This window comes from Cupriavidus sp. F041, assembly GCF_057814235.1.
The window spans coordinates 3,398,379-3,424,414 of the sequence record NZ_JBVASY010000001.1; the positions used below are offsets into that span (position 1 = coordinate 3,398,379).

A 26,036-nucleotide genomic window follows, 5' to 3' on the forward strand; every position below is an offset into this window, starting at 1 on the left:
AAGGAGGAAAGTCATGAAGCTCTATCTGGTTTCGCTGGGCGCGGGAATCCTGGTTGGCATCATCTATGCGCTGTTGCAGGTCCGCTCGCCAGCTCCGCCCGCCATTGCCCTGGTCGGCTTGCTTGGCATGCTGATCGGGGAGCAGGTCGTGCCGACCGCCAGGCGCATCATGGCCGGGGAACCGATCACCGTGGCGTGGTTCCGCTCCGAGTGCATCCCGAAGATCAGCGGTGCACCCCCTGAGTCTCCGAAAGTAGTGACTGCGGCGGCGCCCACTGCGGGAGAGAAGGACGGCACGTGATCCGGGCGACGCGGCATTTTGATTTGCATCAGCGAAGAACAATGCCGGGGTTGTGATCCCATGCGCCGCTGCTAGAATGAATTTCCCCTTTCAGCATGCAGGAGCGCAGTCATGGCGACATACCAGCGCGGCGATCTTTTTATCGTCACTTCTGTCGAGGAACTGCCATGGGGGCGTTACCGGGGCTTTGTGACATTCACGGCGGGCGTACAGCCGGAGGCCTCCTCGCGGCACACCTGCACCAGATGCTGGGACAATCCGCTGCAGGCGCATGAGGACGCCGATGCCGAGGTCGAGTACGCCTACAGGCACTATCTGTCCGATCACACCGACTGGAGTTCCAGGGCCGGCAGTACCGAGCATTGACCGGCGCACCAGGCGCATCCCCTTGCCCGCTTGCGTGACTTACCACGCTTACTTGAAGTTGTCGCGCCAATAGGTTTCGATCTGCTTGACCAGTCCGGGTGGCAGCGCCACATAGTGCTCCGCAGCGGCGTCGGCCTGCCCGTCGTTGAGTGCCCATTTGAAGAAGGCAAGCGCACTCTGTGCGCTTGCCTGATCCTTCGGGAGTTTCGGCATGATCACGAACACGGCGCCGGCGATGGGCCAGGCCTGCGTGCCGGGCGCGTCCGTGATGACCTGGTAGAAATCCGTTTGCTGGGTCCAGCTCACGGATGCCACCGCAGCGCTGAAACTCTCGCGTGAAGGGCTGACGTATGCGCCGTCTCTGTTTTGCATTGCTGCGTAGGGCAGTTTGCGTTGCAAGGCGTAAGTCAGTTCGACATAGCCAATCGCCCCTTTGACATTCTTGATATAAGTGGCCACACCGTCGTTGCCGTTGGCCCCGACGCCGACGGGCCATTTGACGATCGTGCCGGCCCCCACGCTGTTCTTCCATTCGCCGCTGACCTTGGACAGATAGTCGGCCCAGTTGAACGTCGTTCCCGAACTGTCACTGCGATGCACGACCAGGATCTTCTGGTCGGGGAAGTGAATGCCCGGGTTGATTGCGCTGATGACGGGGTCGTTCCAGTTGGCGATCTTGCCGAGGTAGATATCCGCCAGCAACTGGCCGGTAAAGCGAATCTGGCCCGCCGCGACGCCATCCAGGTTCACAATCGGCACCACGCCGCCGATCACCAGCGGAAACTGCACCAGCCCGGCAGCGCGCAATTCATCCGGCTTGAGGGGCATGTCCGAGGCACCGAAGGTGACATTGGCCGCCTTGATCTGCCGGATGCCGTTGCCCGAACCCGTGGGCTGGTAGTTCACCTCCTGGCCTGTCTTGGTGTGATACGTGGCCGCCCATTTGACCAGCAAGGGGTAGACGAAGGTGGAACCTGCGCCGGTGATGTCGCCAGCGTGCGCAGCGAGTGCAAAGCCCGCGAGCGCGCATGCGAGGGTGGCTTGGCGCCACGTGTTCCGAAAGAACAGGGATCCAGTCATATCGCAACCTCCATGCCGGCGGATCGGGAGTGGGTAACGAGTAACGGAGAACGGGGAATGCGCCGGTGCATGCTCCGCCGAGGAGGTCACTTGCTCATCCTAGCACCTGGTCCCGTGCAGCCGGCAAGGCGTTTTTTTCGAATTCGCGCGGCGCTGTCACGAAACTGTCATACGCCGTGTTCGAATCCTTGCTGTTGTGCGCGTATCGGACGTATAGCGAAAAAATCGTGCAAAGGTGTTCGCGCATCGGATCAAACCTGGTGCACCGGCAAGCTCGCGCCGCGCGCTCCCCGATTCACCTCGCCGCCGCCTGCACCACCTGCGGCGTGAAGCCGTTGAAGCCGCATGAAGCCGCATGAAGCCGCATGAAGCCGCGCTATGCCCTGGCTTCGCAAGGGCCGTCCAAGTTGTTGCGGGCCGGCCTTAGGCGTCTTGGCGAGCTTGTCCATCAGTCCCTGTACTTCGGCTTGCAGCCGTCCTGCATCGTGATGCACGACCAGCGCGGGCACCGTGACCTTGCCGCCGTCCGCGAGCCGGATGGCGATGGCGGCCACCGACTGCGTACCGCGGCTGGTGCCGGCCAGCCAAGCGGGCAGGCGGGCATGGCTGCGCATTCCCTCCGATCTGCAGGGCGCGCCGGAAATCGCCGCCTGCCCGGTCCGCATCAGGTACTTAGGGAAATCCCCCGGTTCAAATGGTGCAAAACGTTGCCAATTTATCGACAAATCGTGGATATACTGCACGGGCATTTCCACTCGTAATGGCACACATCATGGCAAACGCAATCCTTCCCCGCTGGCAGTTCTGGATCGACCGTGGAGGCACCTTCACCGATGTGGTGGGGCGCCGTCCCGACGGCACTCTCGTCACGCACAAGCTGCTGTCTGAAAACCCGGAGCAGTACCGCGACGCGGCGGTGGCCGGCATCCGCCACCTGCTGGGCCTGGCGTCGGGCGAGCCGGTGACGGCGGACCTGGTCGAATGCGTGAAGATGGGCACCACGGTGGCCACCAATGCCTTGCTGGAACGCAAGGGCGAACCGACGCTGCTGATCACCACGCGCGGCTTCCGCGACGGGCTGCGCATCGCCTACCAGAACCGGCCGCGGCTGTTCGATCGCCATATCGTGTTGCCGGAACTGCTCTACAGCCGCGTGATCGAGGCCCAGGAGCGCATCGGTGCGCACGGCGACGTCGTCGAGCCGCTGGACCAGGACCACCTGCGCGAGCGGCTGTGGGCCGCCTACGATGCAGGGCTGCGCAGCGCGGCCATCGTCTTCATGCACGGCTACCGCTATGCCGCCCACGAGCAGGCCGCGGCGCGCCTGGCACGCGAGGTCGGCTTCACCCAGGTCAGCACCTCGCACGAGACCAGCCCGATGATGAAGTTCGTCAGCCGTGGCGATACCACCGTGGTCGATGCCTACCTGTCGCCGATCCTGCGCCGCTACGTGGACCAGGTGGCCGGCGAGATGTCAGGCGTGCGGCTGCTGTTCATGCAGTCCTCCGGCGGCCTGACCGATGCGCAGGCGTTCCAGGGCAAGGACGCCATCCTGTCCGGCCCGGCTGGCGGCATCGTCGGCATGGCGCGCACCGCGGGGCTGGCGGACCAGGCGCGCGTGATCGGCTTCGACATGGGCGGTACCTCGACCGATGTCAGCCACTACGCGGGAGAATTTGAGCGCGAGTTCGAGACGCAGGTGGCGGGCGTGCGCATGCGCGCGCCGATGATGAGCATCCACACCGTGGCGGCCGGCGGCGGTTCGCTCCTGACCTTCGACGGCGCGCGCTTTCGCGTGGGGCCGGAAAGCGCGGGGGCCAACCCAGGCCCGGCCAGCTATCGGCGCGGCGGCCCGCTGGCGGTCACCGATGCCAACGTGATGCTGGGCAAGATCCAGCCGGCCTGGTTCCCGCATGTGTTCGGCCACGGCGCCGACCAGCCGCTCGACGCGGAGGTGGTGCGCGAGCGTTTCGGCACGCTGGCGCGAGAGAGCGGCCGCCAGGCCGAGGAGGTGGCGCACGGCTTTATCCAGATCGCGGTGCAGCAGATGGCGAACGCCATCAAGAAAATCTCGGTGGCGCGCGGCTATGACGTGACGCGCTACACGCTGCAGTGCTTCGGCGGCGCGGGCGGCCAGCATGCCTGCCTGGTGGCCGATGCGCTGGGGATGACGCGCGTGTTCGTGCACCCGCTGGCGGGCGTGCTGTCGGCCTATGGCATGGGCCTGGCCGACCAGAACGTGATCCGCGAGCAGGCGGTGGAAACCCGCCTCGACGCGGCGGCGTTGCCCGCGATCGACGCGGCCCTGCGGCAACTGGCCGAGGTCGCGCAGACCGAGTTGCGGCGTCAGGCGGCGGGGGACGCGCCGGTCGTGGTGCACCGGCGCGTGCATGTGCGCTACGAAGGCAGCGATGCGTCCCTGGTAGTGCCACACGGCGATCTGGACGAAATCGTGCGGGGTTTCGAGTCGGCATACCGCCAGCGCTTCGCCTTCCTGATGCAGGGCAAGGGCCTGGTGGTGGAGGCGGTGTCGGTCGAGGCCGTGGTGCCGGGCGATGCGCCGGCCGAACGCGCACACCCGCTGCATCCGGTGCGCGAGGTGCCGCGGCGCGGCACCGTGCCGATGTTCACCGCGGGCACCGACGGCGCGCCGGCGTGGCAGGATGCCGCGCTGGTGGTGCGCGAGGACATGCGGCCGGGCGATGTGCTGGCCGGCCCGGCCATTATCGCCGAGAAGAACGCCACCACCGTGATCGAGCCCGGCTGGCAGGCCAGCCTGACGGCGCTGGACCACCTGATGCTCGAACGCACGATGGCGCGGCCGGCGCTGACCGCCGCCGGCACCACGGTGGACCCGGTGCTGCTGGAGGTGTTCAACAACCTCTTCATGAACATCGCCGAGCAGATGGGGCTGCAACTGCAGAACACCGCCTACTCGGTCAACATCAAGGAGCGGCTGGATTTCAGCTGCGCCCTGTTCGATGCCGCCGGCAACCTGATTGCGAATGCGCCGCATATGCCGGTGCACCTGGGTTCGATGGGCGAGAGCATCAAGGCGGTGATCGACGGCAACGCCGGCCGCATGCGCCCGGGCGATGTCTACGTGCTGAACGACCCCTACCACGGTGGCACGCACCTGCCCGACATCACCGTCATCACGCCGGTGTACGTGGGCGAAGGCGCCGAGCCCACCTTCTATGTGGGATCGCGCGGGCACCACGCCGATATCGGCGGCACCACGCCGGGCTCGATGCCGCCGTTCTCGACGCGCATCCAAGAGGAGGGCGTGCAGATCCAGAACTTCAAGCTGGTCGAGGCAGGCCGGCTGCGCGAGGGCGAGATGCTGGCCCTGCTGCGCAGCGGCGAATATCCGTCGCGCAATCCGCAGCAGAACATGGCCGACCTGCGCGCGCAGGTGGCGGCCAACGAGAAGGGTGCGCAGGAACTGCGCCGCATGGTGGACGAGTTCGGGCTCGACGTGGTGCAGGCCTATATGCGCCATGTGCAGGACAACGCCGAGGAATCGGTGCGGCGGGTCATCACGCGGCTGCGCGACGGCGAGTTTACGCTGCCGCTGGACAATGGCGCGCAGATCCGCGTGTCGGTGCGGGTGGATGCCGCCGCGCGCAGCGCCGTGATCGACTTCACCGGCACCAGTGCCCAGCAGGCCAATAACTTCAATGCGCCGCGCGCGGTGTGCATGGCGGCCGTGCTTTATGTCTTCCGTACGCTGGTGCAGGACGATATCCCGCTCAACGCCGGCTGCCTGAAACCCCTGCAGGTGGTCATTCCGCCGGGCTCGATGCTCAATCCCAATCCGCCGGCTTCGGTGGTGGCGGGCAATGTGGAGACCTCCACCTGTATCACCAATGCGCTGTACGGCGCGCTGGGGCTGATGGCGGCGGGGCAGTGCACGATGAACAATTTCACGTTCGGCAACGCGCGCTACCAGTACTACGAGACCATCTCGGGCGGCAGCGGCGCGGGCGGGTTCCATGACGAGACCGGCCAGCTGGCGGGCGGCTTCCACGGCAGCAGCGTGGTGCAGACCCATATGACCAACTCGCGCCTGACCGACCCGGAAGTGCTGGAGTTTCGCTTCCCGGTCCGGCTGGAGAGCTACCGCATCCGCGAGGGTTCGGGCGGCGCCGGCCGCTGGAAGGGCGGCAACGGCGGCGTGCGCCGGGTGCGGTTCCTGGAGCCGATGACCGCCAGCATCCTGTCCAACGGCCGCCACCATGGCGCCTTCGGCATGGCCGGGGGGCAGGCCGGCGCGCCGGGTATCAACCGGGTGGTGCGGGCCGATGGCCGCGTCGAGCCGCTGGACCATATCGGCCAGGCGGAGATGCAGCCGGGGGATGTGTTCGAGATCCACACCCCGGGCGGCGGCGGCTTTGGCGGCGGCGCTGCCTGAGGGTGCGAGCGATGAGCGTGCTTGTAACCGGCTTCCAACCCTTCGGCGCCGACAGCATCAACTCATCGTGGGAAGCGGCGCGGGCCCTGGACGGGGTGCGCACGGGGAATGCGCGCGTGGTTGCGCGCATTCCCGACAACGCGGGCCACCAGCCCATCGACCGGCTTTTCCACCCTGCCGATCAAGCGGATGGCCGCCGCGCTGCCTCCGGGACCGGACGCCGCTATCGGTTACGGCGCCCTTCATTGAATTTATTGTCGTGCCCTTTGCCGTACGCGGCGTTTTTCCCGGAGATATCCCCATGTTTGAGAAGCAATGGCTGGCCGCGTGTGCCGCTTTCGCGACCTTGTGCGCGCCCGCGCTCGCTGCCGATTTTCCCACCAAGCCGGTGGTGATCGTGGTGCCTTACGCGGCTGGTGGCGCCGCCGATTTCGTCGCCCGCACCGTTGCCGCGAAGCTGTCGACGCGGTTGAAGCAGCCGGTGGTGGTGGAGAACGTCGGCGGCGCCAGCGGCACCATTGGCGCCGCCAAGGTGGTGGCTGCCGCGCCAGATGGCTATACGCTGCTGCTGGGCTCCGGCAGCGAAGTGTCGATCGCGCGCCTGACCAATCCGAAGATCCGCTACGACGGCCAGCGCGACCTTGCGCCGGTGGCGCTGGTCGGCACCCAGCCCCTGGTCCTGGTCGGCGGCAACAGTCTGTCCGCGCGCACCATGGACGAGGTGCTGGCACTGGCCCGGGCCAACCCCGGCAAGCTGAACTACGGCACTGCCGGCGTCGGCACGCCCCAGCACCTGATGGGCGAACTGATCAATCTCGACGCCAAGGTGAAACTGTTCCACGTGCCCTACAAGGGTGCGGCTCCCATCATCAACGACCTGCTGGGCAAGCAACTGGACCTGGCGGTGGTGACCTTGTCCGGCGCCCAGGCCCATGTGAAGTCCGGCGGCATGCGCGCCATCGCGCTCAGTGAAAAGCGCCGCGCCGCTGCGATGCCGCAGGTGCCCACGGTCAGCGAAACGCGCGGGCTGGAAGCGGTCGACATGGGCGTCTGGTCGGGCCTGTTGGCGCCGGCAAAGACGCCGCCGGAAGTGGTCGATCTGCTGAACCGCGAAGTCGGCCAGGTACTGCGCCAGCCCGATGTGCAGGCGCGCCTGACCGAAGCCGGCTACCGGATCGTCGGCGGCAGCCCCGCATCATTTGCCGAGTTCATCTCCGCGGAAACGGAAAAATATCGCCGCATCGTGCAGGCGGCTGGCATCCAGGCCGAGTGACAGCACTCCGGGGGTGGGCGCGGCACTGCGCGCACGCCCGGGAAATTAACGGGTAACGGATAACGCGCCGGCGCATGATCCGCCGGGGGATGTCACTTGCTTATCCTGGCGGGTACAACAGCGCCAACCCCGCGCCTACCGCTCCCCGATCCACGTCGCCACCGCCTGCACTACCTGCGGCTCGATGCCGTTGAAGCCGTGATACGCCATGGCTTCGCAAGGGTCGCCCACGTTGTTGCCGCCATCGAACTGGATCAGGCCGGCCTTGGGCGTCTTGGCGAGCTTGTCCATTAGTCCCTGTACTTCGCTGAACGGGCAGAGCTTGCAGCCGTCCTGCTCGTGGTGCACGACCAGCACGGGCACCTTGATCTTGCCGAGTTCCATCGCTGGCACCGGGCGGCCGCGTTCCTCGCGCAGGACGGTGGAGGTCAGCACGATGCCGTCGGGGCCGCCGCCGTCCGCGAGCCGGATGGCGATGGCGGCCACCGACTGCGTACCGCGGCTGGTGCCGGCCAGCCAGACGGGCAGGCTGGTATGGCTGCGCATCCAGGCGATCACGGCCCTGGCGTCCTCGGCATGCTCCGCAGACTGGCGGAAGCCGTTCAGGAAGGGGGAGGTCAGGTGGTCGCTGGGTGCGTCGATGACCGCAACCGCCAGTCCGTTGTCGACGAAGAGCTGGCGTGCGCGTACCAGGAAGTTGCCGGCACCCCAGCCCAGACTGCCATTGGGATAAATCTGCAGGCCGCCGTGGCCGCCCGGGTAGAGGATCACGGCGGCCTTGGGCTGCGCGGGCGCGAGGTAGAGGAAGCGCTGCGTCACGCCGGGACGGGTCGGGATATCAATGACCTGTGCCGGCGCCGGCTGTGCCCGCGCCACCAGCGCGCAGAGCAGCAGGGTGGCGCAGAATGCGGCTTGCTGCAGCAATCCCATCGGCGTGTTCGCGTGGCGGCAGGGCATGGGCTGGGTCTCCGGTTTCTGTTTGCTTTCCGCTTGCTTTCTGTTTGTCCCCCGGCAACCTATGCCGCGGCCCTGACACGGTACACGCAGCGGCGCGCATTGCTGAGCAGGTGTTCCTCGCGCGTGACCGTCGCCTCGCTGCCGGCGACTTCCTGGAAGATCCGCAGCTCGGCCCGGCAAAATCCCTGGCAGGTCCGCGCCGCGGCGCAGATCGGGCAATGATCTTCGATCAGCAGCCAGTCCTCCCCGTCCTGCTCCAGGCGCGCCATATAGCCTTCGGCCTGGCGTAGCGCGGCGAGGGTCGCCAGCCGCTGCGCGAGCTGTTCCTGGCCGGCGACGGCCGCGAGGTATTGCTGGCGGGTTTCCGCTTCGCGCTGGCCGATCAGCTTGTCCAGCCCTTCCTCCCCGAACAACTGCCGCACCGAGCCGATCAACTGGATGGTGAGTTGCGCATGGGTATCGGGAAAGCGCCCGTGACCGCTGGCAGTCAGGGTCCAGTCCTGGCGCGGCCGTCCGGCACCGCTGGCGCTTTGCTGGCGGCCTTCGATCAGTCCGGCGGCGAGCAGCTTCTGCACCTGCTGGCGCGCGGCTTCCGCGGTACCTCCGAGCGCCTGCGCGATCTGCGTGGTCGAGGCCGCGCCCTTGGTCTTCAGCAGGAACAGGATGCGATCACCCGGAGAGCCAGTAGGGTTATCCAAGCTTTCAGTTGTGTAATTCATGCGGTGCGCCTAATATCCAAAAACGTTCTTGGATATTAGGGCAGGCGGGCAGCCTTGTCGAGCCTGCCCCGCATCCGGCCAAGCAGCGCATTGCCACCGAAAAAGGAAACTGCATCCATGTCAGCCTCACTCACGCATCCCGCCAGGCGCCAGCTCACCATGCTCAATCCCCTTGGTCTCTACGATCCGAGCGCCAACGGTTACTCCCATGTGGCGCTGGTGGCGCCCGGCGCAAGCCTGATCTGCGTGGCCGGGCAGGGCGGCGAGCGGGCGGACGGCAGCTTGCCGGACAGTTTCGAGGCGCAGGTGCGGCAGGCGCTGGACAACCTGCGCGTGGCGCTGGCCGCCGCCGGCTCGCACTTGCACCAGGTTGCCAGGCTGACCGTACTGGTGGTGGATCACGATGAGGCGCGCCTGCGTGTGCTGGCGGAGGTGCTGGCGCGGGCCTGGGGCGATGCGCCCAAGCCGGCCTGCACGCTGATCCCGGTGCCGCGGCTGGCGCTCGACGGGATGTTGTTCGAGGTGGAAGCGCTGGCCGTGGCGGATGCGTCCAACGTGTCCGCCAAGGCAAGCGCGAGCTAGCCCGTGGCGCGTTCAGGCCGCCAGTTTGGGCGGCTGGGGTTGCCGGGCCGGCCCCGCCTGTGTTTCCCCGAAATGCGGATGGCGCGCGAACAACTCGGCTGCCCAGTTGACGAAGACGCGCACCTTGGCCGACAGGTGGCGGTTCTGCGGATACATGGCGGCGATCGGCAGCGAGTCGGTGGGCCAGTCGGTCAGCACCTCCACCAGCCGGCCGCTTTCCACATACGGCAGCGCCATCACGCGCGAAATGCGCGCAATCCCGTGGCCTTCCAGTGCGCAGGCCAGGTAGACGTCGGCGTCGTTGGTGGAAATGGCCGAGGGCAGCAGCATTTCCGTGCGTTGCTCGCCTGCTCCCATCGGCCACGGCATCTCGCGGCCGGTGCGATTGGACAGGTAATTCACGGCCTTGTGCTGCACCAGGTCGCTGGGCTGGGTGGGCGTGCCATTGCTCTTGAGATAAAGCGGCGAGGCATAGAAGCCCAGCCGGAGTTGCCCGATGCGGCGCGCCACCATGGTGTCGTCCACCGGATCGCCCACGCGCAGCACCACGTCCACGCCCTCCTTGAGCAGGTCGATGGGCTTGCCGTTGATGGTCAGCTCCATCTTCAGTTCGGGATACGCGGCGAAGAACTCATGCAGCCTGGGGATCAGCACCAGTTGCGCCAGCCCGGCGGTGGTGTCCACGCACAGCGTGCCGCGTGGCGTGTTGTTCTGGTGGGTGAGCGATTGCTCGGCCTCTTCCACGTCCGCCAGGATCCGCACGCAGCGTTCGTAATAGGCGGCGCCGTCGGTGGTGACGCTGATGCGCCGGGTGGTCCGGTGCAGCAGCTTGACGCCCAGGTGCGTTTCCAGGTTCTGGATCAGGCGCGTGAGCGTGGCCTTGGGCAGGTCCAGCGACTCGGCCGCCCGCGCAAAGCTGCCTACATCCACCACGCGGGTAAATGCCTGCATTGATACGAGACGATCCATGTTCACTCCCCCGGATAAGGAAACAGGCAGGTCTGGCCGGCAGGGCAGGCACCCGAATGGGGTGCGCCCCGGCCAGGCGCATGACGGGTTGCGCGTGTGGCGCGGCTGCGGAAGTGCGGGAGTGGATCACAAAACGGATGACCTTGCACAGCGAAGGGTTTCCCGATCGCGGAAACCGCGATTATTTCATCTGAGAAACAGTGCATTGGCAAAGCCTCGCTTTATCCCACCTTTATCAACCACCATAATTCGCTGCATCGCAATATGCAATGGAGGCGCCGTTAACGTACCCGTTAGTGCACCCGCTAGTGCACCCGTTAGCGCGCAACAACTTACTGCCATGTCGCCCACGCAACCGAAATCCGCAGCAGCAGCCTCCGCAGCCGAACTGGCCGAGGGGCACACGACCGAGAATACGGTGGAAAGCAGCGGCCGCACGATCGCGGTGCGCCTGAGCTACCCGCCCGGCTATCCGGCAGGCAAGGCGGCGCCGCTGCTGCCCTGGCTGATCTACCTGCATGCCGGTGGCTTTGTCGACGCCAGCCTGGAGAAGTCCCAGCGCCTGGCACGCTCGCTGGCCGGCACGGTACCCGCAGTGGTGGTGACGCCGGCATACTCGCTGGCCCCCGATTTCCCGTTCCCGGCGGCGCCGGAAGATGCGTTCCATACCGCCGAGTGGGTGTTGCGCCATGCGCGCCGCCTCAAGGTGGACAAGCTGCGCTTTGCCGTGGTGGGTGAGGAGGCGGGCGGCAACCTGGCGATCGCGCTGTCGCAGATGCTGCGCGACCGCGGCTTGCCGGAGCCGCGCGCGCAGTGGCTGATCCGCCCGGTTACCGATCCCTGCCTGCAGCACGCATCGTGCGCGGTGGGGCAGGGCGGGCGCGGCGTGCCGCTGGAAATGCTGCAGCGGCTGGCCGGCTACTACCGCGATTACCTGCCTACCCCTGCCGCCAGCGTGCACCCTTACGCGGCCCCGGCCCATGCCTCGCGGCTGGCCGGCCTGCCGCCCACGCTGATCCAGGTAGCTGAGGAAGATGCGCTGCGCGCCGAAGGCGAAGCCTTCGCCGGCCGCCTGCTGACGGCCGGCGTGCCGTCCGAAGCCCGAATCATGGCCGGTGCCTGTGGCGCCGGCGTGGAAGAATCCCACGACCGATGTCAGGTGTGGATAAACGAAGGCGCGCGCTACCTGCAAGGCTATCTTGCCGGCGACGACGACGCCTCGCCCAAGGCCGAACGCCAGACAGGAGCCAGCCCGCCCGGCTGATCCCGAATAAAAAAGCCAAGCCGGCCTGCACATAGCAGGCGTACCGGGCGCGATCCCTTCACGCGCGCCGGCGGGGGCGTTCGTCCCATTTTTTGCTTTCCAGTTGAAGAAAACCGCAGACGGAATACGGAGTCAAGAAAATGAATCAGCAATATCGACGCACCATGATTGCCCTGGCCATCGTCGCTGTGCTCGGCGCTGGCCTGGCCACCTCGATCTTCAAGCCCTGGCACGCCGGCGAGGCGCAGGCCGTGCCCGCGCCGGCAGCGCCGGCCACCGTGGACGTGGCAAGCGCGCTGGGCAAAACCATCACCGAATGGGATGAGTTCTCAGGCCGTCTCGAAGCCGTGGACCGTGTGGAGATTCGCGCCAGGGTCGGCGGCACCATTGACGCCGTGCACTTCCGCGAAGGCGCGCTGGTGAAGAAGGGCGATCCGCTCTTTACCATCGACCCGCGCCCCTACGCCGCCGAAGTGGCGCGCGCCGAGGCCGCGCTGGCCGCCGCGCAAGTGCGTTCCAGCCACGCGCAGACCGAGCAGGCCCGCGCGCAGCGGCTGGTGCAGGACAACGCGGTATCGCGCCGCGAGTTCGACGAGCGCGACAACGGCGCCCGCGAAGCGGTAGCCAATGTGCGCGCCGCGCAGGCCTCGCTGGAAGTGGCGCGGCTGAACCTGGCCTATACGCGGATCACCGCCCCGGTCAGCGGGCGCGTATCGCGTGCCGAGATCACCGTAGGCAACCTGGTGGCGGCCGGTGCCGGCACGCCGGTGCTGACCACGGTGGTGTCGGTGTCGCCGGTGTACGCCAGCTTTGAACTCGATGAGCAGACTTACCTGCGCTATACGGCGAATACAGCGAATACCGCGGATAAGTCAGATAAGGCGGATACAGCCGGTGGCGCGTCCGGCGCGCAAGGCGGGCAGTCCAGGTTGCCAGTGTTCCTGGGTCTGGCCAATGAAGAGGACTATCCGCGTGAGGGCCGCATCCAGTCGGTGGACAACCGGCTCGACACCAAGAGCGGCACCATCCGCGTGCGCGCCGTGTTCGACAATCCGGACGGCCGCCTGCTGCCGGGCCTGTATGCGCGCATCAAGCTCGGTGGCGGCTCGCCGCACCCGGTGGTGCTGATCAACGACCGCGCCATCGGCACCGACCAGGGCAAGAAGTTCGTGCTGGTACTGGATAGCGCGAACAAGCTGGCCTACCGCGAAGTCACGCTCGGGCCGTCGTACGAAGGGCTGCGCGTGATCCGCCAGGGTTTGAAGGCCGACGAGAAGATCGTGGTCAACGGGCTGCAGCGGGTGCGTCCCGGCGTCACGGTCGCGCCCAAGCCGGTCGATATGGCGTTCAAGCGCGAGCTGGAGCAACGTGCCGAATCGGCTGACCGCAAGCAGGCGGCCACGGAGAAAACCACGGACAAGGCAGCCGATGGAAAACCGGTGACCTGAGCCGATCCTGCAAGAACCGCATGAGCTGAATCTGCCAAGGGTTTGCTCCCTCTCCCGCATGGCGCGAGAGGGGCCGGGGGAGAGGGCGGGCGCATCCACAGTGCGCCGGCATTGAAACTACCTCTCCCCCGCGGCTAAACCATATTTAGCTTCCCCGCTCCACATGGCGCCTGCATGCCAGGCCGCCAGGGGGAGCCTTTTCGCCAAGACTGCCGAGACTGAGATGAATCTCTCGAAATTCTTTATCGACCGGCCTATCTTTGCCGGCGTGCTATCGGTGCTGATCTTCCTGATCGGCGCCATCTCGATGTTCAAGCTGCCGATCTCGGAATATCCCGAGGTGGTGCCACCGTCCGTGGTGGTGCGCGCGCAGTATCCCGGCGCCAACCCCAAGGTGATCGCCGCTACCGTGGCGTCGCCGCTGGAGGAGCAGATCAACGGCGTCGAAGACATGCTCTACATGTCGTCGCAATCCAATAGCGATGGCCTGCTGACGCTGACCGTCACCTTCAAGCTCGGCACCGATCCGGACAAGGCACAGCAGCTCGTGCAGAACCGGGTGGCGCAGGCCGAACCGCGCTTGCCGGAGGACGTGCGCCGCCTCGGCATCACCACCGTCAAGAGCTCGCCCGACCTGACCATGGTGGTCCATCTGGTCTCGCCGAACGACCGCTACGACATGACCTACCTGCGCAACTACGCGGTGATCAATGTCAAGGACCGCCTGGCGCGGATCCAGGGCGTGGGCCAGGTGCAGTTGTTCGGCTCGGGCGACTACTCCATGCGCGTGTGGCTGAACCCGGAGAAGATGGCCGAGCGCAAGCTGGCCGCCGCCGACGTGGTCAAGGCCATCCGCGAGCAGAACGTGCAGGTGGCCGCCGGCGTGATCGGCGCCTCGCCGTCGCTGCCGGGCGCCGACCTGCAGCTTTCCGTGAATGCGCAGGGCCGGCTGGAAACGGTCGAGGCCTTCGGCGACATCATCGTGGCGACTTCGCCCGATGGCGGCGTGACGTACCTGAAGGACGTCGCCCGTATCGAGCTGGGCGCGTCGGAATACGCGCTGCGCTCGCTGCTGGACAACAAGTCCGCGGTGGCTATTCCCATCTTCCAGGCGCCGGGTTCGAACGCCATCCAGATCTCGGATGAAGTCCGCAAGACCATGGAGGAACTCAAGCAGAACTTCCCCGATGGCGTGGACTACAGCATCGTCTATGACCCGACCCAGTTCGTGCGCCATAGTATCGAGGCCGTCACCCACACGCTGTTCGAAGCCATCGCGCTGGTGGTGCTGGTAGTGATCCTGTTCCTGCAGACGTGGCGCGCTTCGGTGATTCCGCTGCTGGCGGTGCCGGTGTCCATCGTGGGTACGTTCGGGCTGATGCACGCGTTTGGCTTCTCGATCAACGCGTTGTCACTCTTCGGGCTGGTGCTGGCGATCGGTATCGTGGTGGATGATGCCATCGTGGTGGTGGAGAACGTAGAGCGGAATATTGCCGAGGGGCTGTCTCCGAAGGAGGCGACGTACAAGGCCATGCGCGAAGTCAGCGGCCCGATTATCGCCATCGCGCTGACGCTGATCGCCGTGTTCGTGCCGCTGGCCTTCATGACGGGCCTGACCGGCCAGTTCTACAAGCAGTTCGCGCTGACCATCGCCATTTCGACCATCATCTCGGCCTTCAATTCGCTGACGCTGTCGCCGGCATTGTCCGCGCTGCTGCTGCGCGGCCACGATGCGCCGAAGGACTGGCTGTCGCGCGCCATGGATCGCGTGCTGGGCGGCTTCTTTGCCCGCTTCAACCGCTTCTTCGGCGCCAGCGCCGACCGTTACGGCAAGGGCGTGAAGGGCGTGATCTCGCGCAAGACCGCGGTGTTCGGCGTGTACGCGGTGATGCTGGCGCTGACCTGGGGCGTGTTCCAGCTGGTGCCCAAGGGCTTCGTGCCGGCGCAGGACAAGCAGTACCTGGTGAGCTTCGCCAAGCTGCCTGACGGCGCCACGCTGGATCGCACCGAAGACGTGATTCGCCAGATGTCCGACATCGCGCTCAAGCAACCCGGCGTGGAATCGGCGATTGCCTTCCCGGGCCTGTCGATCAACGGCTTCACCAATAGCCCGAGCGCCGGCATCGTGTTCGTGTCGCTCAAGCCGTTTGAAGAACGCAAGACCAAGGAGCTGTCGGGCAATGCCATCGCGCAGCAGCTCAACGGCAAGTACGCTTCGATCCAGGACGCTTTCATCGCCGTGTTCCCGCCGCCGCCGGTCCAGGGGCTGGGCACCATCGGTGGCTTCAAGCTGATGATCGAGGACCGTGCCGCGCTGGGTTACGACGCGCTGTTCGACGCCACCAACGCATTCACCAACAAGGCGCGCGCTACGCCGGAGCTGGCAGGTATCTTCACCAACTACCAGGTCAACGTGCCGCAACTCGACGTGAAGCTGGACCGCGTCAAGGCCAAGCAGCTGGGCGTGCCGGTGACGGACGTGTTCGATACGCTGCAGACCTACCTCGGCTCGGCCTATGTCAACGACTTCAACAAGTTCGGGCGGACCTACCAGGTCAAGGTGCAGGCGGATGCGCAGTTCCGCGCGCACGCGGAGGACATCCTGCAACTGAAGACGCGCAACACCGCCGGCGAGATGGTGCCGCTGTCGTCGCTGCTCACCGTCAAGCAGGGGTTCGGCCCCGACAGCGTGGTGCGCTACAACGGCTTCACCGCCGCCGACATGAACGGCGGGCCGGCGCCGGGCTTCTCCTCGGGCCAGGCGCAAGCGGCGGCCGAGCGCATCGCCGCCGAGACGCTGCCCAAGGGCATCAAGTTCGAGTGGACCGACCTGACCTACCAGGACATCCTGGCCGGCAACGCGGGCGTGTGGATCTTCCCGCTGTGCGTGCTACTGGTGTTCCTGGTGCTGGCCGCGCAGTACGAAAGCCTGACGCTGCCGCTGGCCGTGATCCTGATCGTGCCGCTCAGCCTGCTGGCCGCCATGACGGGCGTGTGGCTGACCCGTGGCGACAACAACATCTTCACGCAGATCGGTTTCATCGTGTTGGTGGGGCTGTCGGCGAAGAACGCGATCCTGATCGTGGAGTTTGCGCGGGAGCTGGAGCATGAAGGCCGCTCCATCGTGGCCGCGGCGATCGAAGCCAGCCGCCTGCGCCTGCGCCCGATCCTGATGACGTCGTTCGCGTTCATCATGGGTGTGGTGCCGCTGGTGGTGTCCTCCGGCGCCGGCGCGGAGATGCGTCACGCGATGGGCGTGGCGGTGTTCGCGGGGATGCTGGGGGTGACGTTCTTCGGGCTGTTCCTGACGCCGGTGTTCTACGTGGCGCTGCGCATGCTCGCGACGCGCGGTGAGCGCCGCAAGGTGTCGGACGCACCGTCGGCGAGCCACAAGGCTATCGCCTCCGCTGAATAAGGATGATCGAAATGAACGCAACCATGACATCCAGCATGACATCGCTACTGCCCGCGGCACTGCCGCGCCTGGCCACGCTGGCCGTGGCCCTGGTCCTGGCGGGCTGCTCGCTGGCACCGACCTACAAGGTGCCGGAGAGCGCCACCGCCGCCACGCCCGCCTACAAGGAAGCCGAGGCCGCGCAGGCGGAAGGCGCCCAGTGGAAGGTGGCAACCCCGTCTGAAGGCGCGCAGCGCGGCGAATGGTGGAAGATCTTCGGCGATGCCGATCTCGACCACCTGATCGCCGCGGCGACCGAATCCAACCAGGATCTCGCCATTGCCGCGGCCCGCGTCAAGCAGGCGCGCGCCTTCACCGGCGTGGCCGAGGCCGACCAGTACCCGCAGCTCAGCCTGGGCCTGGACGCGTCCCGCACGCAGCTCTCGGCAGCCTCGCAAGGGCTGCCCGACGGTACGCCCGTATCGCCGCAGACGGTATTGAGGGCGCGCGCCTTCGCAGGCTACGAGGTGGACCTGTTCGGCCGCGTGGCCGACAACGTCAAGGCGGCGCGGGCGGAGGGCGAAGCCGCGGAAGACCTGTACCGCTCGGTGCAGCTCGCGCTGCAAGCCGACGTGGCGCAGGCCTACTTCGCGCTGCGCACGCTGGACAGCGAGCGCGACCTGCTCAACGCCACCATCACGCTGCGCGAGGATGCGCTCAAGCTGCTCAAGCGCCGTTTCGACGAAGGCGAGACCACCGATCTCGATCCCGCCCGCGCTGAAGCCGAGCTGGGCACGGCACGCGCGGACCTGGCCGGCATCGAGCGCCGCCGCGCCAACCAGGAGCACGCGCTGGCGGTGCTGACCGGCGCGCCGCCGGGCGCCTTTACGCTGGCTGCGCGCCCGCTCGACGCCGCGCTGATCACGGTGCCGGCAGGACTGCCTTCGGACCTGCTGGAGCGCCGTCCCGATATCGCGCAGGCCGAGCGCCTGATGGCGGCGGCCAACGCGCGCATCGGTGTGGCCAAGTCGGCGTTCTTCCCGCGCATCACGCTGACCGGCTTGTTCGGATTCGAATCGAACGACTTGTCGAACCTGTTCAAGTGGTCGTCGCGTGCCTGGATGCTGGGGCCGCTGATCGGCAGCACGATTGCGCAGCCGATCCTGGACGGCGGCCGCAACAAGGCCAACCTGGCGGCGGCGCGCGCGCAGCACGAGGAAGCGGTGGCGGGCTATCGCCAGAGCGTGCTGACGGCGCTGCGCGAGGTGGAAGACAGCCTGGCCGATGTGCGCTGGCTGAGCCAGCAGGCCGGTGCGCTGGACGGCGCGCTGGGCGGCGCCCGCCGCGCGGCCAGGATCTCGCGCAGCCGGTATGAAGCCGGCGCGGTGGATTACCTGACGGTGATCGACGCCGACCGCACGGTGCTGCAGTCGCAGCGCGAGGCCAACCAGGTGGCCGGGCTGCGCGCTTCCGCGACGGTGGCGCTGGTGCGCAGGCTGGGAGGCGGTTGGGGGCCCTTGCCCGAGGCCACGCCCGAGATGGCACAGGCCGGCCCCGGCCCGCTGGCCGCGAGCCACTAAGCGCGCCTGCAAGCCGCGGCAACCGCCCACGCGCGGTTGCCGCGCGTCATCCGATGCCGACCCGACGCGGCCGGCAAAGCTGACTAAACTGGAAGCATCGCGGCCACACGCGCCGGAAGGGCCGCTGGCGTTGCCGCAGTTTTCCTGCGCGCCATCCTTTCACGTTGCTCACCATGAGGCCGCACCGGACCCTTTTTGCTGCGCTGCTCATCCTGGTGGGCGCGGCCGCCATCCTGCTGCTGCCTGTGCCCGGCGCCTGGCGCGACGTTACGCATATCGTCAACGAGGTGACGATCGCGCAACCCGACGCGGTGGTCTTCGATTACGTCTCCACGCCCGCCAACTGGCCCGACTGGCATCCGTCTTCCCTGGCGGTGGCCGGCGCGGCGGACCATCCGCTGGTGCCTGGCGAGCAGGTTACCGAGACCTTCCTGGTGGGCGGGCGGCGCGGCAAGGTGGTGTGGACCGTGGTCGAGCGCAGCCGCCCCTCCGTCTGGATGATCCAGGGCACCATCGACGGGCGCGAGGCGGGAGCGGTGCGCTACACGCTCGCCCCGACGCCGCAGGGCACGCGCTTCCGGCGTGACTTCAGCTACGCGGCGCCGAACCTTCTTTTTGCGCTGACCAACCGCCTGCTGCTGCGCAAGCGCATCGAGGCCGAATCCACCGAGGCGGTCACGCGGCTGCGCGCGGTGCTGGAAGCCCGCAAGCCTGCGGCCGGGACGGGCGGCTGACCAGGGCGCCGCCTTTGCCGCCGGGCTTGCCGGTCCGGGTCGTACCGTATACTGATCGGGCAAATCAATCGGAGCAGATGGTGTCGGAAGAGAACCCGGCGTCCAAGGCAGGACGCAACCCAGAACCAGCGAACGCGCCGGAGCCGGCAGCGGCGGCATTACCGCCCAGGCCTGTTGCCCCGCCCACGCCGGATATCAACGATTGCTGCGGCAATGGCTGCGAGCCCTGCATTTTCGACCTGCACGCTGAGGCGATGGAGCGCTATCGCGCCGAACTCAAGGCGTGGCAGGCGCTCGCCGGCCAGACGGTGGACGCCGGCGCGGGTGGCCCCGTTTTCTGAGCCGCCGGCGCCGGTTCTCCTGGCGAATACGCCACACGCAACGCACAAGGAGCCTTCCCCGTGCCCGTTACCGACCAGCCTGTCCTGGCCGATCTCCATGCGTTCGTGCAGGGCCATCCCCGCCTGCTCGTACTGACCGGGGCCGGCATCAGCACCGATTCCGGCATCCCCGGCTACCGCGACGCGCAAGGCAACTGGCAGCGCACGCCGCCCGTGCAGGCGCAGGACTTCTTCCGCTCGCACGCGGTGCGCCAGCGCTATTGGGCGCGCAGCATGCTGGGCTGGCCGGTGCTTGCCAATGCGCAGCCGAACGCCGCGCACTTCGCGCTGGCGCAATTGCAAACCGCCGGGTTCCTGCGCCAGCTGGTGACGCAGAACGTGGACGGCCTGCACCAGCGCGCCGGCAGTACTGGCGTGATCGAACTGCACGGCCACGTTGGCAGCGTGATCTGCCTGGATTGCGGCACGCGCCGGACACGGGCCTCGCTGCAATCGCAGCTGGAAGCCGAGAACCCCGACCTGGCGGCGTTGCGCGCCTTGCCCGCCTCCGATGGCGACGCCCATCTTGAGCTGGCCAGCTTCGAGGCGGTACGCATTCCCGCCTGCGGACATTGCGGCGGCGTGCTGAAGCCAGACGTGGTGTTCTTCGGGGAATCCGTGCCGAGGGAACGCGTGGATGCCAGCATGCAGGCGCTGGAGCAGGCCGATGCACTGCTGGTGATCGGTTCATCGCTGACGGTGTTCTCGGGCTTCCGCTTCTGCCTCGCCGCCGGCAAGCTGGGCAAGCCTGTCGCCGCGATCAACCTCGGGCAGACCCGTGCGGATGGGCTGCTCGCGCTGAAGGTGGATGTGTCTTGCGCGGCGGCGCTGACGGACCTGGTAGTGCGGCTGGACCTGCCCGCAAGCGCCGCCGGCCACTGAGCGCCCCTGTGCAAAGGCTGCGGCGGCGTGGCTGCCGGGCAGGCTTCAGGGCGGATATAGAGCGTGGAGCGTGCGCAGCGATACCATGCCGCGGGCGCGCATGCCGTGCTGCACGCCCGCCGGCATCCATAGCGCGCGCTGCGGCGGGACCAGCCACAACGACTGGCCGGCCGTGACCTCGACCACCCCGGCAACCGCTGCCGGTGGGACCAGCCGGGGTGGCCGGTGGATGCGCCAAGGCAAGTTAGGGAATGCCACTACAGCACTGGCGCGGATATTGCATAAAATCGCTCTGTTAATTCTGTGAAATTTCACAAGGCGATAAACATGCATTTGCCGGAACCGGACCGATCTGGCCGGGAGCAGGTTTGACGGAAGGGGCGCACCGCTGTGGGGCGCGGCCGGGCCGGGGTGCCGCGCCATGAACACGCGCTTCGTCGAAGCCTTCATGTGGGTAGCCCGCCTTGGCAGCTTTCGCGCGGCGGCCGAGAAGCTGCACATCACCCAGGCCGCGATGTCCAATCGCATTGCCTCGCTGGAGCAGGAAATCGGCGCGCGCGTGTTCGAGCGCGAGGCGCGCGACCTGCGGCTCACGCCAGTGGGCCTGCGCCTGCTGGGCTACGGCGAACGGCTGCTGGAACTGCAGCGGGAGATCATGGTGCTGGGCCGCTCGGGTCATGAGTTGCTGGGGCTGGTGCGCATCGGCGCCATCGAGAGCGTGGTGCATACCTGGCTGGTGGATTTCCTGCGGCATCTGCAATCGTCCTATCCCGGCATCGAGGTGCAGATCACTTCGGAAACCACCGAAGGCCTGCACAAGACCTTGCGTGCCGGCGGCATCGATATCGCCTTGCAGACCGATCCCGCGGTGGGCGAGGGCATCACCAGCACGCCGTGCCTGCCGATGGCGATAGGGTGGATCGGGCCGGCCGGGACGGCACAGCCGGGCGAAGGAAAACTGGCCTCGCTGCTGCAGCATCCGACCATCACCATGAGTCCCGGTTCGCAGCCGCACCTGGCGCTCAAGGAGCTGTACCGCAAGGCGGGGTTGCCGGTCGGCAAAGTGCACTGCGTCAGTTCCATCGCGGCCATCGTGCGCCTGGTGAAAGCCGGCTTTGGCAATGCGCTGATGCCGCTGGCACCCGTGCGCGAAGAAGTCGAGCGCGGCGAGCTGCGCGTGATTGCGTGCGACGTGCCGCTGCCGCATCAGCGTCTGGTGGTAAGCCATCTCGATCACGCCGCGTCGGAGGCGATCCGGCTGGTCGCGGAGCTTGCGTGCCGCGAATCGGATCGCTTCGTGCGCTCGCTGCCTGCACCGTTTGCGCCGGAGTGATGCACCGCAGTGCGCTACGCTGGTGCGCGAACGCGGCCGGGTCGAACAGAAAAACTGATCGGAAACACGAAGAAAAACCCGTTTGTCGCGCGCGGCGATCGCGCCGATCATCAACTCACCGCTTTGGAATCAGCGTGGCAACCGGAGAGTTTGATGAGCGAGATGTTTGCAAGCGAGAACGAGAGTCTGACGATGGAACGCCTGACGGGGATCGCCCCGCAGGGCATGTTGTTCGTCGCGTCGAATGTGGACGCGGCCGATGAGGCCGATTTCAATCAGTGGTACGACCGCGAGCATGTCGAGGAGCGCGCCCGTATCGAAGGCTTTATCTCCGCGGCGCGCTATGAGGCCGTACAGGGCGGCCCGAAGTATCTCGGCCTGTATCGCACCGAGTCGCTTGCGGCATTCACTTCCGCGGCCTACCAGGCGGCGTTCCGCCGGCAGACGCCGTGGTCCGTGGCCAACCTGGCGCGCATGCGCCAGCCGATGCGCCGCGTGAGCGAAGTCACCGCCACGGTCGGGCAGGGCAGCGGCAGCTGGCTCGCCGTATTGCCGCTGGCGCAGCCGGAGGACGCGCTGGCTCTGGTCGATCTCGCCGGCGAGGTGGGCGGGCAACTCTCCGCGCGGGCCGGTTTCGTCCAGTCCTACCTGCTGATGCCGGATGCGGAGCTGAGCCAGCCCTTGCCGGAGGAAAGCCTGGCGGACCGGCAGTTGCTGCCCATCCTGGTGATAGAGAGCAGCGCCGCAGCCGCGAGCGAACTGGCACTGCAAGAAGCTGCTGCGCGGCTGGGCGCCTCGGTGCAGCAGGCTGCCCGCTACGCACTCAAGTGGAAGCTCTTCGCGCGGGAGGTGGTGTGATGCACAACGCCAACACGATTTCCGCCGCGCCGGGCGCATCCGATGCCGCCGCTACCGGCACCGCTGTGCCGAAGATGGGCCGCCTGGCCGCGGCCAGCACTATCGGCACCACGCTGGAATGGTACGACTTCACCGTCTATAACCTGATGGCCGCGCTGGTGTTCAACGCGGTTTTCTTCCCTTCGTTCGATCCGCTCACCGGCACGATCCTGGCGTTCTCCACCTATGCGGTGGGCTATGTCTCGCGCCCGCTTGGCGGCGTGTTGTTCGGGCACCTTGGCGACAAGCTCGGCCGGCGCTTCGTGCTGGTCGCCACGCTGGTCCTGATGGGCGTGGCCACGGGCCTGATGGGTTTGCTGCCCACCTACATGTCGTGGGGCATCTGGAGCCCGATCCTGCTGGTGGCGCTGCGCTTCCTGCAAGGCGCGGCCATCGGCGGCGAATGGGCGGGCGCGGTCCTGCTGTCGATGGAACATGGCGAGCAGCACCAGCGCGGGCGCAATGCTTCCTTTACCCAGGTGGGGCCGTCGTGCGGCACGTTGCTGGGCACTGGCTTTATCGCCGTGGTTTCGCTGTGGCTGAGCCCGGAGGACTTTCAGGCTTGGGGCTGGCGCATTCCGTTCCTGTCGAGCGTGCTGCTGGTCGTCTTTGGGTTGTGGCTGCGCAAGGGCGTTGAGGAAACGCCGATGTTCAGGGAGATGGAGGCGCGCAAGAGCACGGCCAAGACCCCGATCAAGGAAGTGTTCGTGGATCACTGGCGGCGCCTGCTGCTGGCCGGCGGCGTGCGCATTGGCTCCGACGTGCTCTATGCGCTGGTGGTGGTATTCACGCTGACCTACGTGACCAGCGTGCTGCACCTGTCCCGGCCGCTGGCGCTGACCGCGACCATGATCGGGGCGGCGTGCAACGCCATTGCGGTGCCTTTGTTCGGCAGCCTGTCGGACCGGCTCGGGCGCCGGCCAGTGTATATCGCCGGCGCCTTGCTGGCGGTGGTGTGGGCCTTCGTTTTCTTCCGGCTGATGGACAGCGCACAGCCGCTGCAGATCTGCGCGGCAGTGGTCGTCGGGCTGATCATCCACGCCATGATGTACGGCCCACAGGCGGCCTTCGTGACCGAGCAGTTCCCCACGCGGGTGCGCTATGCCGGGTCGTCGCTGGCCTATACGCTGGCCGGCATCGTGGGAGGCGGTTTCGCGCCGCTGATCATCGCCAGCCTGTACAAGTCGTATGGCTCGACGCTGGCAATCTCGCTGTATGTCAGTGCCGCCCTGGCGTTGACGCTGGCGGCTTTGCTGGCCGCCCGGGAAACGGCGAACAAGCCGCTGGCGCGCTAAGCCTGGTCCGCCGGCGCGAAGACGGTTTCGCGGCGGCCTTGCAGCAAGGACTGGCGAAAAGAAAGCACATGCGCCGTGACCGCGCTGGCCGCCGCCGCGGCATCGCCGTCGCGCAGCGCCTGCAGGATGGCGCGGTGCTCGGCGCCGACTTCGCCCAGGTGCCCTTCGGACGACAGGGAGATGGCCCAGAAGCGTTGCGAGCGCGCGTGCAGCACCTTGAGGATCTCGATCAGGATCGGATTACCCGATATTTCCGCGATCTGCTCATGGAACAGCCGGTCCAGGTGGGTCACCTGCGGCAGGTCGCGCTGCGCCACGGCATCGTCGACCTGGCGCAGGATGGCCTCGAGCTTCTGCAAGCCGGCGGGGGTGATGCGCTCGGCGGCCAGCCTGGCGCACAGCGTTTCGTTGGCCAGCCGTACGTCGATCAGGTGCAGGGCGTCGTCGATGGAAAGCGGCGCGACCACCACGCCCTTGCGCGGCAGGATCTGCACCAGCCCTTCGTTGGCGAGCCGGTGCAGCGCCTGGTTGATCGGCGTGCGGCCAATGTCGAGATCGTCCACCAGGGTGGAGATATTGAGATGCTCGCCGGGACGGTAGACCAGCGTGGTCAGCCGCTCCCGCAGGCCGGTGTAGGCCCGCTCGTTCTGCGATGGTTCTTCGGTCCTGGTCCGGGCGCGCGATGAGCCGGCGCTACGGCGATCCACTGATGGCAAAACTCTCTCCCGACAACACGGTAATGCTTGCAAGGGCGATATCGTACTACCAAAAGCCGGCGCGAACGCCTAGTCTTGCGCTCACTGTGCCTGGCGGTGCCGAAGACGTTTTCGCACGTGGATGCCGGCGCCGGTGGCGAAAGCCTTTGCCTGTGCGTTGGCGCGCCTTTCGGCGGCCGGGGCCGTCATCGTGGAACGCGACATGATCGAATTTGACGAGTCGCTCGACATCCGTGCGCTCGGCATGAGCACTGCCGCGCAAGCCCATGCGGTTAGTGCAGCCGCCACTCGGCCGTGCCAAGACGCTCTGGATCGGACTGCAGCGAACGATGGATGCTGCCGCCACGATTCAGGCTCTACGCGATGAGGGCGCATGACTTCTGTATAAGGAGATGCCTATACTTGGCCGGTCAACCAGTACGCCGCAGAGGGCGAGCGGCGAAGCGACTGGTTTGCCAAGGGCGGGCTCAAATAGCGCCGGATGTTGGGCTCTACGCTGAATACGCTGATCGATGCGGAAATTGCGATCCGCCGCGTTGAGGAGTTCGCACCGTCACCGGAACGTGAGCGGTTCATGATGCTGTTGATTTCCGCGCAGCACTTGCCATGATCAGAATAGCGCTGTGCCACGTCTCCTCCGCCGTGTGTTCATCGAAATCACCGGGATGGCTGCCGAGGACTTGTGTCAGAAACCGGCCTGAGCCGGCGTAACTTGTCGCCGTAATGGAAGCGGCAACTGGCGATGCGCAGCAAGTCGTCATCGGCATCGTAGACCAAGCGGTTCGCATCGTCGATGCGGCGCGACCAGAAACCGGACAGGTTGCCCGTCAAGGGCTCCGGCTTGCCGATCCCCGTGAACGGGTCGCGCTGGCACTCGGCAATGAGTTGATTGATGCGTCTGAGAATCTTCTTGTCTTGGGTCTGCCACCAGACGTATTCGTCCCAGGCGTTTAGTGCAAATAGGACTTTGCGCGTCATTCAGCGTCCGGGTCGATTAGGTCGTGTGGCACGGCCTCGCCCTGGCGCAGTTGTGCGATCGACTCCATCAGTCGCTTCGCGTTGGCCGGATTCGACATCAGATACATCGTTTCCATCCAGCTGTCATACTGTTCCTGGGACATGATGACGGCATTCGGCGCGTCGCGGCGCGTGATCAGAATGGCGTCATGATCGTCGATGGCCTGGTCGATGACCGCCTTCAGGTTGTTGCGGGCATCGGAGAAATGAATGGTGCGCATGGCACTTCTCCCATAGAACTTGTTCAATTACTTGGACAAGTATAGCACCGGAAGGATTCGGAGTGCGCTGGCTGCTGTTAGACGGCGATCGTCAACGCGTTCGGTCACGATTGGCTCGCTCCCAGCAGCCCGGGGCTGGCAGGGAACTTGACGCCAGTTGTACGAGAGCCTGCCAAACCGGGGGCTAAGCGGCGACACTGCGAACGCATTCACG

The 26,036-nt window shown here is 66.6% G+C and carries 25 protein-coding genes; 16 read left to right on the forward strand and 9 right to left on the reverse strand.

Annotation, left to right across the window (positions count from 1 at the left end; all coding sequences use genetic code 11):
- Positions 1 to 13 precede the first annotated feature (13 nt).
- Together ACZY0R_RS15635 and ACZY0R_RS15640 are read left to right on the forward strand one after the other, a co-directional pair.
- Complete coding sequence (locus ACZY0R_RS15635; protein WP_488859244.1) at positions 14 to 301, forward strand: XapX domain-containing protein; 288 nt, start codon at positions 14 to 16, stop codon at positions 299 to 301.
- Positions 302 to 412: 111 nt separating this feature from the next.
- Positions 413 to 667, forward strand: a complete 255-nt coding sequence (locus tag ACZY0R_RS15640; RefSeq protein WP_045240166.1) for a hypothetical protein — start codon at positions 413 to 415, stop codon at positions 665 to 667.
- Positions 668 to 715: 48 nt separating this feature from the next.
- Here ACZY0R_RS15640 and pstS read toward each other — a convergent pair whose 3' ends face one another.
- The gene (gene pstS / locus ACZY0R_RS15645) at positions 716 to 1,747 is read right to left on the reverse strand and encodes a phosphate ABC transporter substrate-binding protein PstS (RefSeq protein ID WP_488859245.1); all 1,032 of its coding nucleotides are present in this window, start codon (positions 1,745 to 1,747) and stop codon (positions 716 to 718) included.
- A gap of 251 nt (positions 1,748 to 1,998) precedes the next feature.
- Positions 1,999 to 2,502, reverse strand: coding sequence for a hypothetical protein (locus ACZY0R_RS15650; protein WP_488859246.1), 504 nt, complete (start codon positions 2,500 to 2,502; stop codon positions 1,999 to 2,001).
- A gap of 17 nt (positions 2,503 to 2,519) precedes the next feature.
- Between ACZY0R_RS15650 and ACZY0R_RS15655 the strand changes: the two genes are divergently transcribed.
- The 3 genes from ACZY0R_RS15655 to ACZY0R_RS15665 are packed head-to-tail and all read left to right on the forward strand — an operon-like array spanning position 2,520 to position 7,434.
- Positions 2,520 to 6,161, forward strand: a complete 3,642-nt coding sequence (locus ACZY0R_RS15655; RefSeq protein ID WP_488859247.1) for a hydantoinase B/oxoprolinase family protein — start codon at positions 2,520 to 2,522, stop codon at positions 6,159 to 6,161.
- 11 nt (positions 6,162 to 6,172) lie between these two features.
- Positions 6,173 to 6,556 carry a pyroglutamyl-peptidase I family protein gene (locus ACZY0R_RS15660; protein ID WP_488859248.1) on the forward strand — a complete coding sequence of 128 codons (384 nt, stop codon included), beginning with the start codon at positions 6,173 to 6,175 and terminating at the stop codon, positions 6,554 to 6,556.
- Positions 6,463 to 7,434, forward strand: coding sequence for a Bug family tripartite tricarboxylate transporter substrate binding protein (locus ACZY0R_RS15665; protein WP_488859249.1), 972 nt, complete (start codon positions 6,463 to 6,465; stop codon positions 7,432 to 7,434). Before ACZY0R_RS15660 ends, ACZY0R_RS15665 begins: the two co-directional genes overlap by 94 nt.
- Before the next feature lie 135 nt (positions 7,435 to 7,569).
- Here ACZY0R_RS15665 and ACZY0R_RS15670 read toward each other — a convergent pair whose 3' ends face one another.
- Both ACZY0R_RS15670 and ACZY0R_RS15675 read right to left on the reverse strand, forming a co-directional pair.
- Entirely contained in the window at positions 7,570 to 8,391 is an 822-nt protein-coding gene (locus ACZY0R_RS15670; RefSeq protein ID WP_488859250.1) for an alpha/beta hydrolase, read from the reverse strand.
- Between the two features lie 59 nt (positions 8,392 to 8,450).
- Positions 8,451 to 9,110 (reverse strand): helix-turn-helix transcriptional regulator, encoded by a 660-nt coding sequence (locus ACZY0R_RS15675; RefSeq protein WP_488859251.1) that lies wholly within the window; start codon positions 9,108 to 9,110, stop codon positions 8,451 to 8,453.
- Between the two features lie 117 nt (positions 9,111 to 9,227).
- On the opposite strand from ACZY0R_RS15675, the gene ACZY0R_RS15680 reads away from it, so the two are divergent.
- Positions 9,228 to 9,692 (forward strand): RidA family protein, encoded by a 465-nt coding sequence (locus tag ACZY0R_RS15680; RefSeq protein WP_488859252.1) that lies wholly within the window; start codon positions 9,228 to 9,230, stop codon positions 9,690 to 9,692.
- 12 nt (positions 9,693 to 9,704) lie between these two features.
- Here ACZY0R_RS15680 and ACZY0R_RS15685 read toward each other — a convergent pair whose 3' ends face one another.
- Positions 9,705 to 10,661: a LysR family transcriptional regulator gene (locus ACZY0R_RS15685; RefSeq protein WP_045240171.1), complete on the reverse strand. Its 957-nt coding sequence runs from the start codon at positions 10,659 to 10,661 to the stop codon at positions 9,705 to 9,707.
- A 340-nt stretch (positions 10,662 to 11,001) separates the two neighbouring features.
- On the opposite strand from ACZY0R_RS15685, the gene ACZY0R_RS15690 reads away from it, so the two are divergent.
- The 7 genes from ACZY0R_RS15690 (at position 11,002) to ACZY0R_RS15720 (ending at position 20,343) form a co-directional block, all read left to right on the forward strand.
- Positions 11,002 to 11,925, forward strand: a complete 924-nt coding sequence (locus ACZY0R_RS15690; protein ID WP_488859253.1) for an alpha/beta hydrolase — start codon at positions 11,002 to 11,004, stop codon at positions 11,923 to 11,925.
- Between the two features lie 140 nt (positions 11,926 to 12,065).
- Positions 12,066 to 13,373 carry an efflux RND transporter periplasmic adaptor subunit gene (locus tag ACZY0R_RS15695; RefSeq protein WP_488859254.1) on the forward strand — a complete coding sequence of 436 codons (1,308 nt, stop codon included), beginning with the start codon at positions 12,066 to 12,068 and terminating at the stop codon, positions 13,371 to 13,373.
- Positions 13,374 to 13,596: 223 nt separating this feature from the next.
- Positions 13,597 to 16,788, forward strand: coding sequence for an efflux RND transporter permease subunit (locus tag ACZY0R_RS15700; protein ID WP_488859255.1), 3,192 nt, complete (start codon positions 13,597 to 13,599; stop codon positions 16,786 to 16,788).
- 35 nt (positions 16,789 to 16,823) lie between these two features.
- Complete coding sequence (locus ACZY0R_RS15705) at positions 16,824 to 18,347, forward strand: efflux transporter outer membrane subunit (protein WP_488859256.1); 1,524 nt, start codon at positions 16,824 to 16,826, stop codon at positions 18,345 to 18,347.
- A gap of 173 nt (positions 18,348 to 18,520) precedes the next feature.
- Positions 18,521 to 19,081 (forward strand): SRPBCC family protein, encoded by a 561-nt coding sequence (locus tag ACZY0R_RS15710; RefSeq protein WP_488859257.1) that lies wholly within the window; start codon positions 18,521 to 18,523, stop codon positions 19,079 to 19,081.
- A gap of 77 nt (positions 19,082 to 19,158) precedes the next feature.
- Complete coding sequence (locus tag ACZY0R_RS15715; RefSeq protein WP_488859258.1) at positions 19,159 to 19,422, forward strand: oxidoreductase-like domain-containing protein; 264 nt, start codon at positions 19,159 to 19,161, stop codon at positions 19,420 to 19,422.
- Between the two features lie 60 nt (positions 19,423 to 19,482).
- Positions 19,483 to 20,343: an NAD-dependent protein deacetylase gene (locus ACZY0R_RS15720; protein WP_488859259.1), complete on the forward strand. Its 861-nt coding sequence runs from the start codon at positions 19,483 to 19,485 to the stop codon at positions 20,341 to 20,343.
- Between the two features lie 45 nt (positions 20,344 to 20,388).
- Here ACZY0R_RS15720 and ACZY0R_RS15725 read toward each other — a convergent pair whose 3' ends face one another.
- Positions 20,389 to 20,586, reverse strand: a complete 198-nt coding sequence (locus ACZY0R_RS15725; RefSeq protein WP_488859260.1) for a cupin domain-containing protein — start codon at positions 20,584 to 20,586, stop codon at positions 20,389 to 20,391.
- Between the two features lie 178 nt (positions 20,587 to 20,764).
- Here ACZY0R_RS15725 and ACZY0R_RS15730 point away from each other — a divergent pair, with 178 nt between their 5' ends.
- The 3 genes from ACZY0R_RS15730 to ACZY0R_RS15740 all read left to right on the forward strand — a co-directional run bounded on the left by ACZY0R_RS15730 (position 20,765) and on the right by ACZY0R_RS15740 (position 23,868).
- Positions 20,765 to 21,676 carry a LysR family transcriptional regulator gene (locus ACZY0R_RS15730; RefSeq protein ID WP_035859863.1) on the forward strand — a complete coding sequence of 304 codons (912 nt, stop codon included), beginning with the start codon at positions 20,765 to 20,767 and terminating at the stop codon, positions 21,674 to 21,676.
- A gap of 162 nt (positions 21,677 to 21,838) precedes the next feature.
- Positions 21,839 to 22,534 carry a hypothetical protein gene (locus ACZY0R_RS15735; RefSeq protein ID WP_488859727.1) on the forward strand — a complete coding sequence of 232 codons (696 nt, stop codon included), beginning with the start codon at positions 21,839 to 21,841 and terminating at the stop codon, positions 22,532 to 22,534.
- 74 nt (positions 22,535 to 22,608) lie between these two features.
- Positions 22,609 to 23,868, forward strand: a complete 1,260-nt coding sequence (locus ACZY0R_RS15740) for an MFS transporter (RefSeq protein WP_488859729.1) — start codon at positions 22,609 to 22,611, stop codon at positions 23,866 to 23,868.
- On the opposite strand, the gene ACZY0R_RS15745 is transcribed toward ACZY0R_RS15740, so the two are convergent.
- The 3 genes from ACZY0R_RS15745 to ACZY0R_RS15755 all read right to left on the reverse strand — a co-directional run bounded on the left by ACZY0R_RS15745 (position 23,865) and on the right by ACZY0R_RS15755 (position 25,822).
- Positions 23,865 to 24,575: a GntR family transcriptional regulator gene (locus tag ACZY0R_RS15745; protein WP_488859731.1), complete on the reverse strand. Its 711-nt coding sequence runs from the start codon at positions 24,573 to 24,575 to the stop codon at positions 23,865 to 23,867. The two genes, ACZY0R_RS15740 and ACZY0R_RS15745, sit on opposite strands and share 4 nt — an antisense overlap.
- Before the next feature lie 666 nt (positions 24,576 to 25,241).
- The gene (locus tag ACZY0R_RS15750; protein WP_488859261.1) at positions 25,242 to 25,562 is read right to left on the reverse strand and encodes a Txe/YoeB family addiction module toxin; all 321 of its coding nucleotides are present in this window, start codon (positions 25,560 to 25,562) and stop codon (positions 25,242 to 25,244) included.
- On the reverse strand, positions 25,559 to 25,822 hold the full coding sequence (locus ACZY0R_RS15755; protein ID WP_035859856.1) for a type II toxin-antitoxin system Phd/YefM family antitoxin: 264 nt from the start codon (positions 25,820 to 25,822) through the stop codon (positions 25,559 to 25,561). The genes ACZY0R_RS15750 and ACZY0R_RS15755 overlap by 4 nt, the downstream gene beginning before the upstream one ends.
- Positions 25,823 to 26,036: the final 214 nt, after the last annotated feature.

Coding starts and splice junctions, on each gene's coding strand:
- ACZY0R_RS15635 (WP_488859244.1), top strand. CDS start 14: ATGAAGCTCTATCTGGTTTCGCTGGGCGCGGGAATCCTGGTTGGCATC.
- ACZY0R_RS15640 (WP_045240166.1), top strand. CDS start 413: ATGGCGACATACCAGCGCGGCGATCTTTTTATCGTCACTTCTGTCGAG.
- pstS (WP_488859245.1), bottom strand. CDS start 1,747: ATGACTGGATCCCTGTTCTTTCGGAACACGTGGCGCCAAGCCACCCTC.
- ACZY0R_RS15655 (WP_488859247.1), top strand. CDS start 2,520: ATGGCAAACGCAATCCTTCCCCGCTGGCAGTTCTGGATCGACCGTGGA.
- ACZY0R_RS15660 (WP_488859248.1), top strand. CDS start 6,173: ATGAGCGTGCTTGTAACCGGCTTCCAACCCTTCGGCGCCGACAGCATC.
- ACZY0R_RS15665 (WP_488859249.1), top strand. CDS start 6,463: ATGTTTGAGAAGCAATGGCTGGCCGCGTGTGCCGCTTTCGCGACCTTG.
- ACZY0R_RS15670 (WP_488859250.1), bottom strand. CDS start 8,391: ATGCCCTGCCGCCACGCGAACACGCCGATGGGATTGCTGCAGCAAGCC.
- ACZY0R_RS15675 (WP_488859251.1), bottom strand. CDS start 9,110: ATGAATTACACAACTGAAAGCTTGGATAACCCTACTGGCTCTCCGGGT.
- ACZY0R_RS15680 (WP_488859252.1), top strand. CDS start 9,228: ATGTCAGCCTCACTCACGCATCCCGCCAGGCGCCAGCTCACCATGCTC.
- ACZY0R_RS15685 (WP_045240171.1), bottom strand. CDS start 10,661: ATGGATCGTCTCGTATCAATGCAGGCATTTACCCGCGTGGTGGATGTA.
- ACZY0R_RS15690 (WP_488859253.1), top strand. CDS start 11,002: ATGTCGCCCACGCAACCGAAATCCGCAGCAGCAGCCTCCGCAGCCGAA.
- ACZY0R_RS15695 (WP_488859254.1), top strand. CDS start 12,066: ATGAATCAGCAATATCGACGCACCATGATTGCCCTGGCCATCGTCGCT.
- ACZY0R_RS15700 (WP_488859255.1), top strand. CDS start 13,597: ATGAATCTCTCGAAATTCTTTATCGACCGGCCTATCTTTGCCGGCGTG.
- ACZY0R_RS15705 (WP_488859256.1), top strand. CDS start 16,824: ATGACATCGCTACTGCCCGCGGCACTGCCGCGCCTGGCCACGCTGGCC.
- ACZY0R_RS15710 (WP_488859257.1), top strand. CDS start 18,521: ATGAGGCCGCACCGGACCCTTTTTGCTGCGCTGCTCATCCTGGTGGGC.
- ACZY0R_RS15715 (WP_488859258.1), top strand. CDS start 19,159: ATGGTGTCGGAAGAGAACCCGGCGTCCAAGGCAGGACGCAACCCAGAA.
- ACZY0R_RS15730 (WP_035859863.1), top strand. CDS start 20,765: ATGAACACGCGCTTCGTCGAAGCCTTCATGTGGGTAGCCCGCCTTGGC.
- ACZY0R_RS15735 (WP_488859727.1), top strand. CDS start 21,839: ATGTTTGCAAGCGAGAACGAGAGTCTGACGATGGAACGCCTGACGGGG.
- ACZY0R_RS15740 (WP_488859729.1), top strand. CDS start 22,609: ATGGGCCGCCTGGCCGCGGCCAGCACTATCGGCACCACGCTGGAATGG.
- ACZY0R_RS15750 (WP_488859261.1), bottom strand. CDS start 25,562: ATGACGCGCAAAGTCCTATTTGCACTAAACGCCTGGGACGAATACGTC.
- ACZY0R_RS15755 (WP_035859856.1), bottom strand. CDS start 25,822: ATGCGCACCATTCATTTCTCCGATGCCCGCAACAACCTGAAGGCGGTC.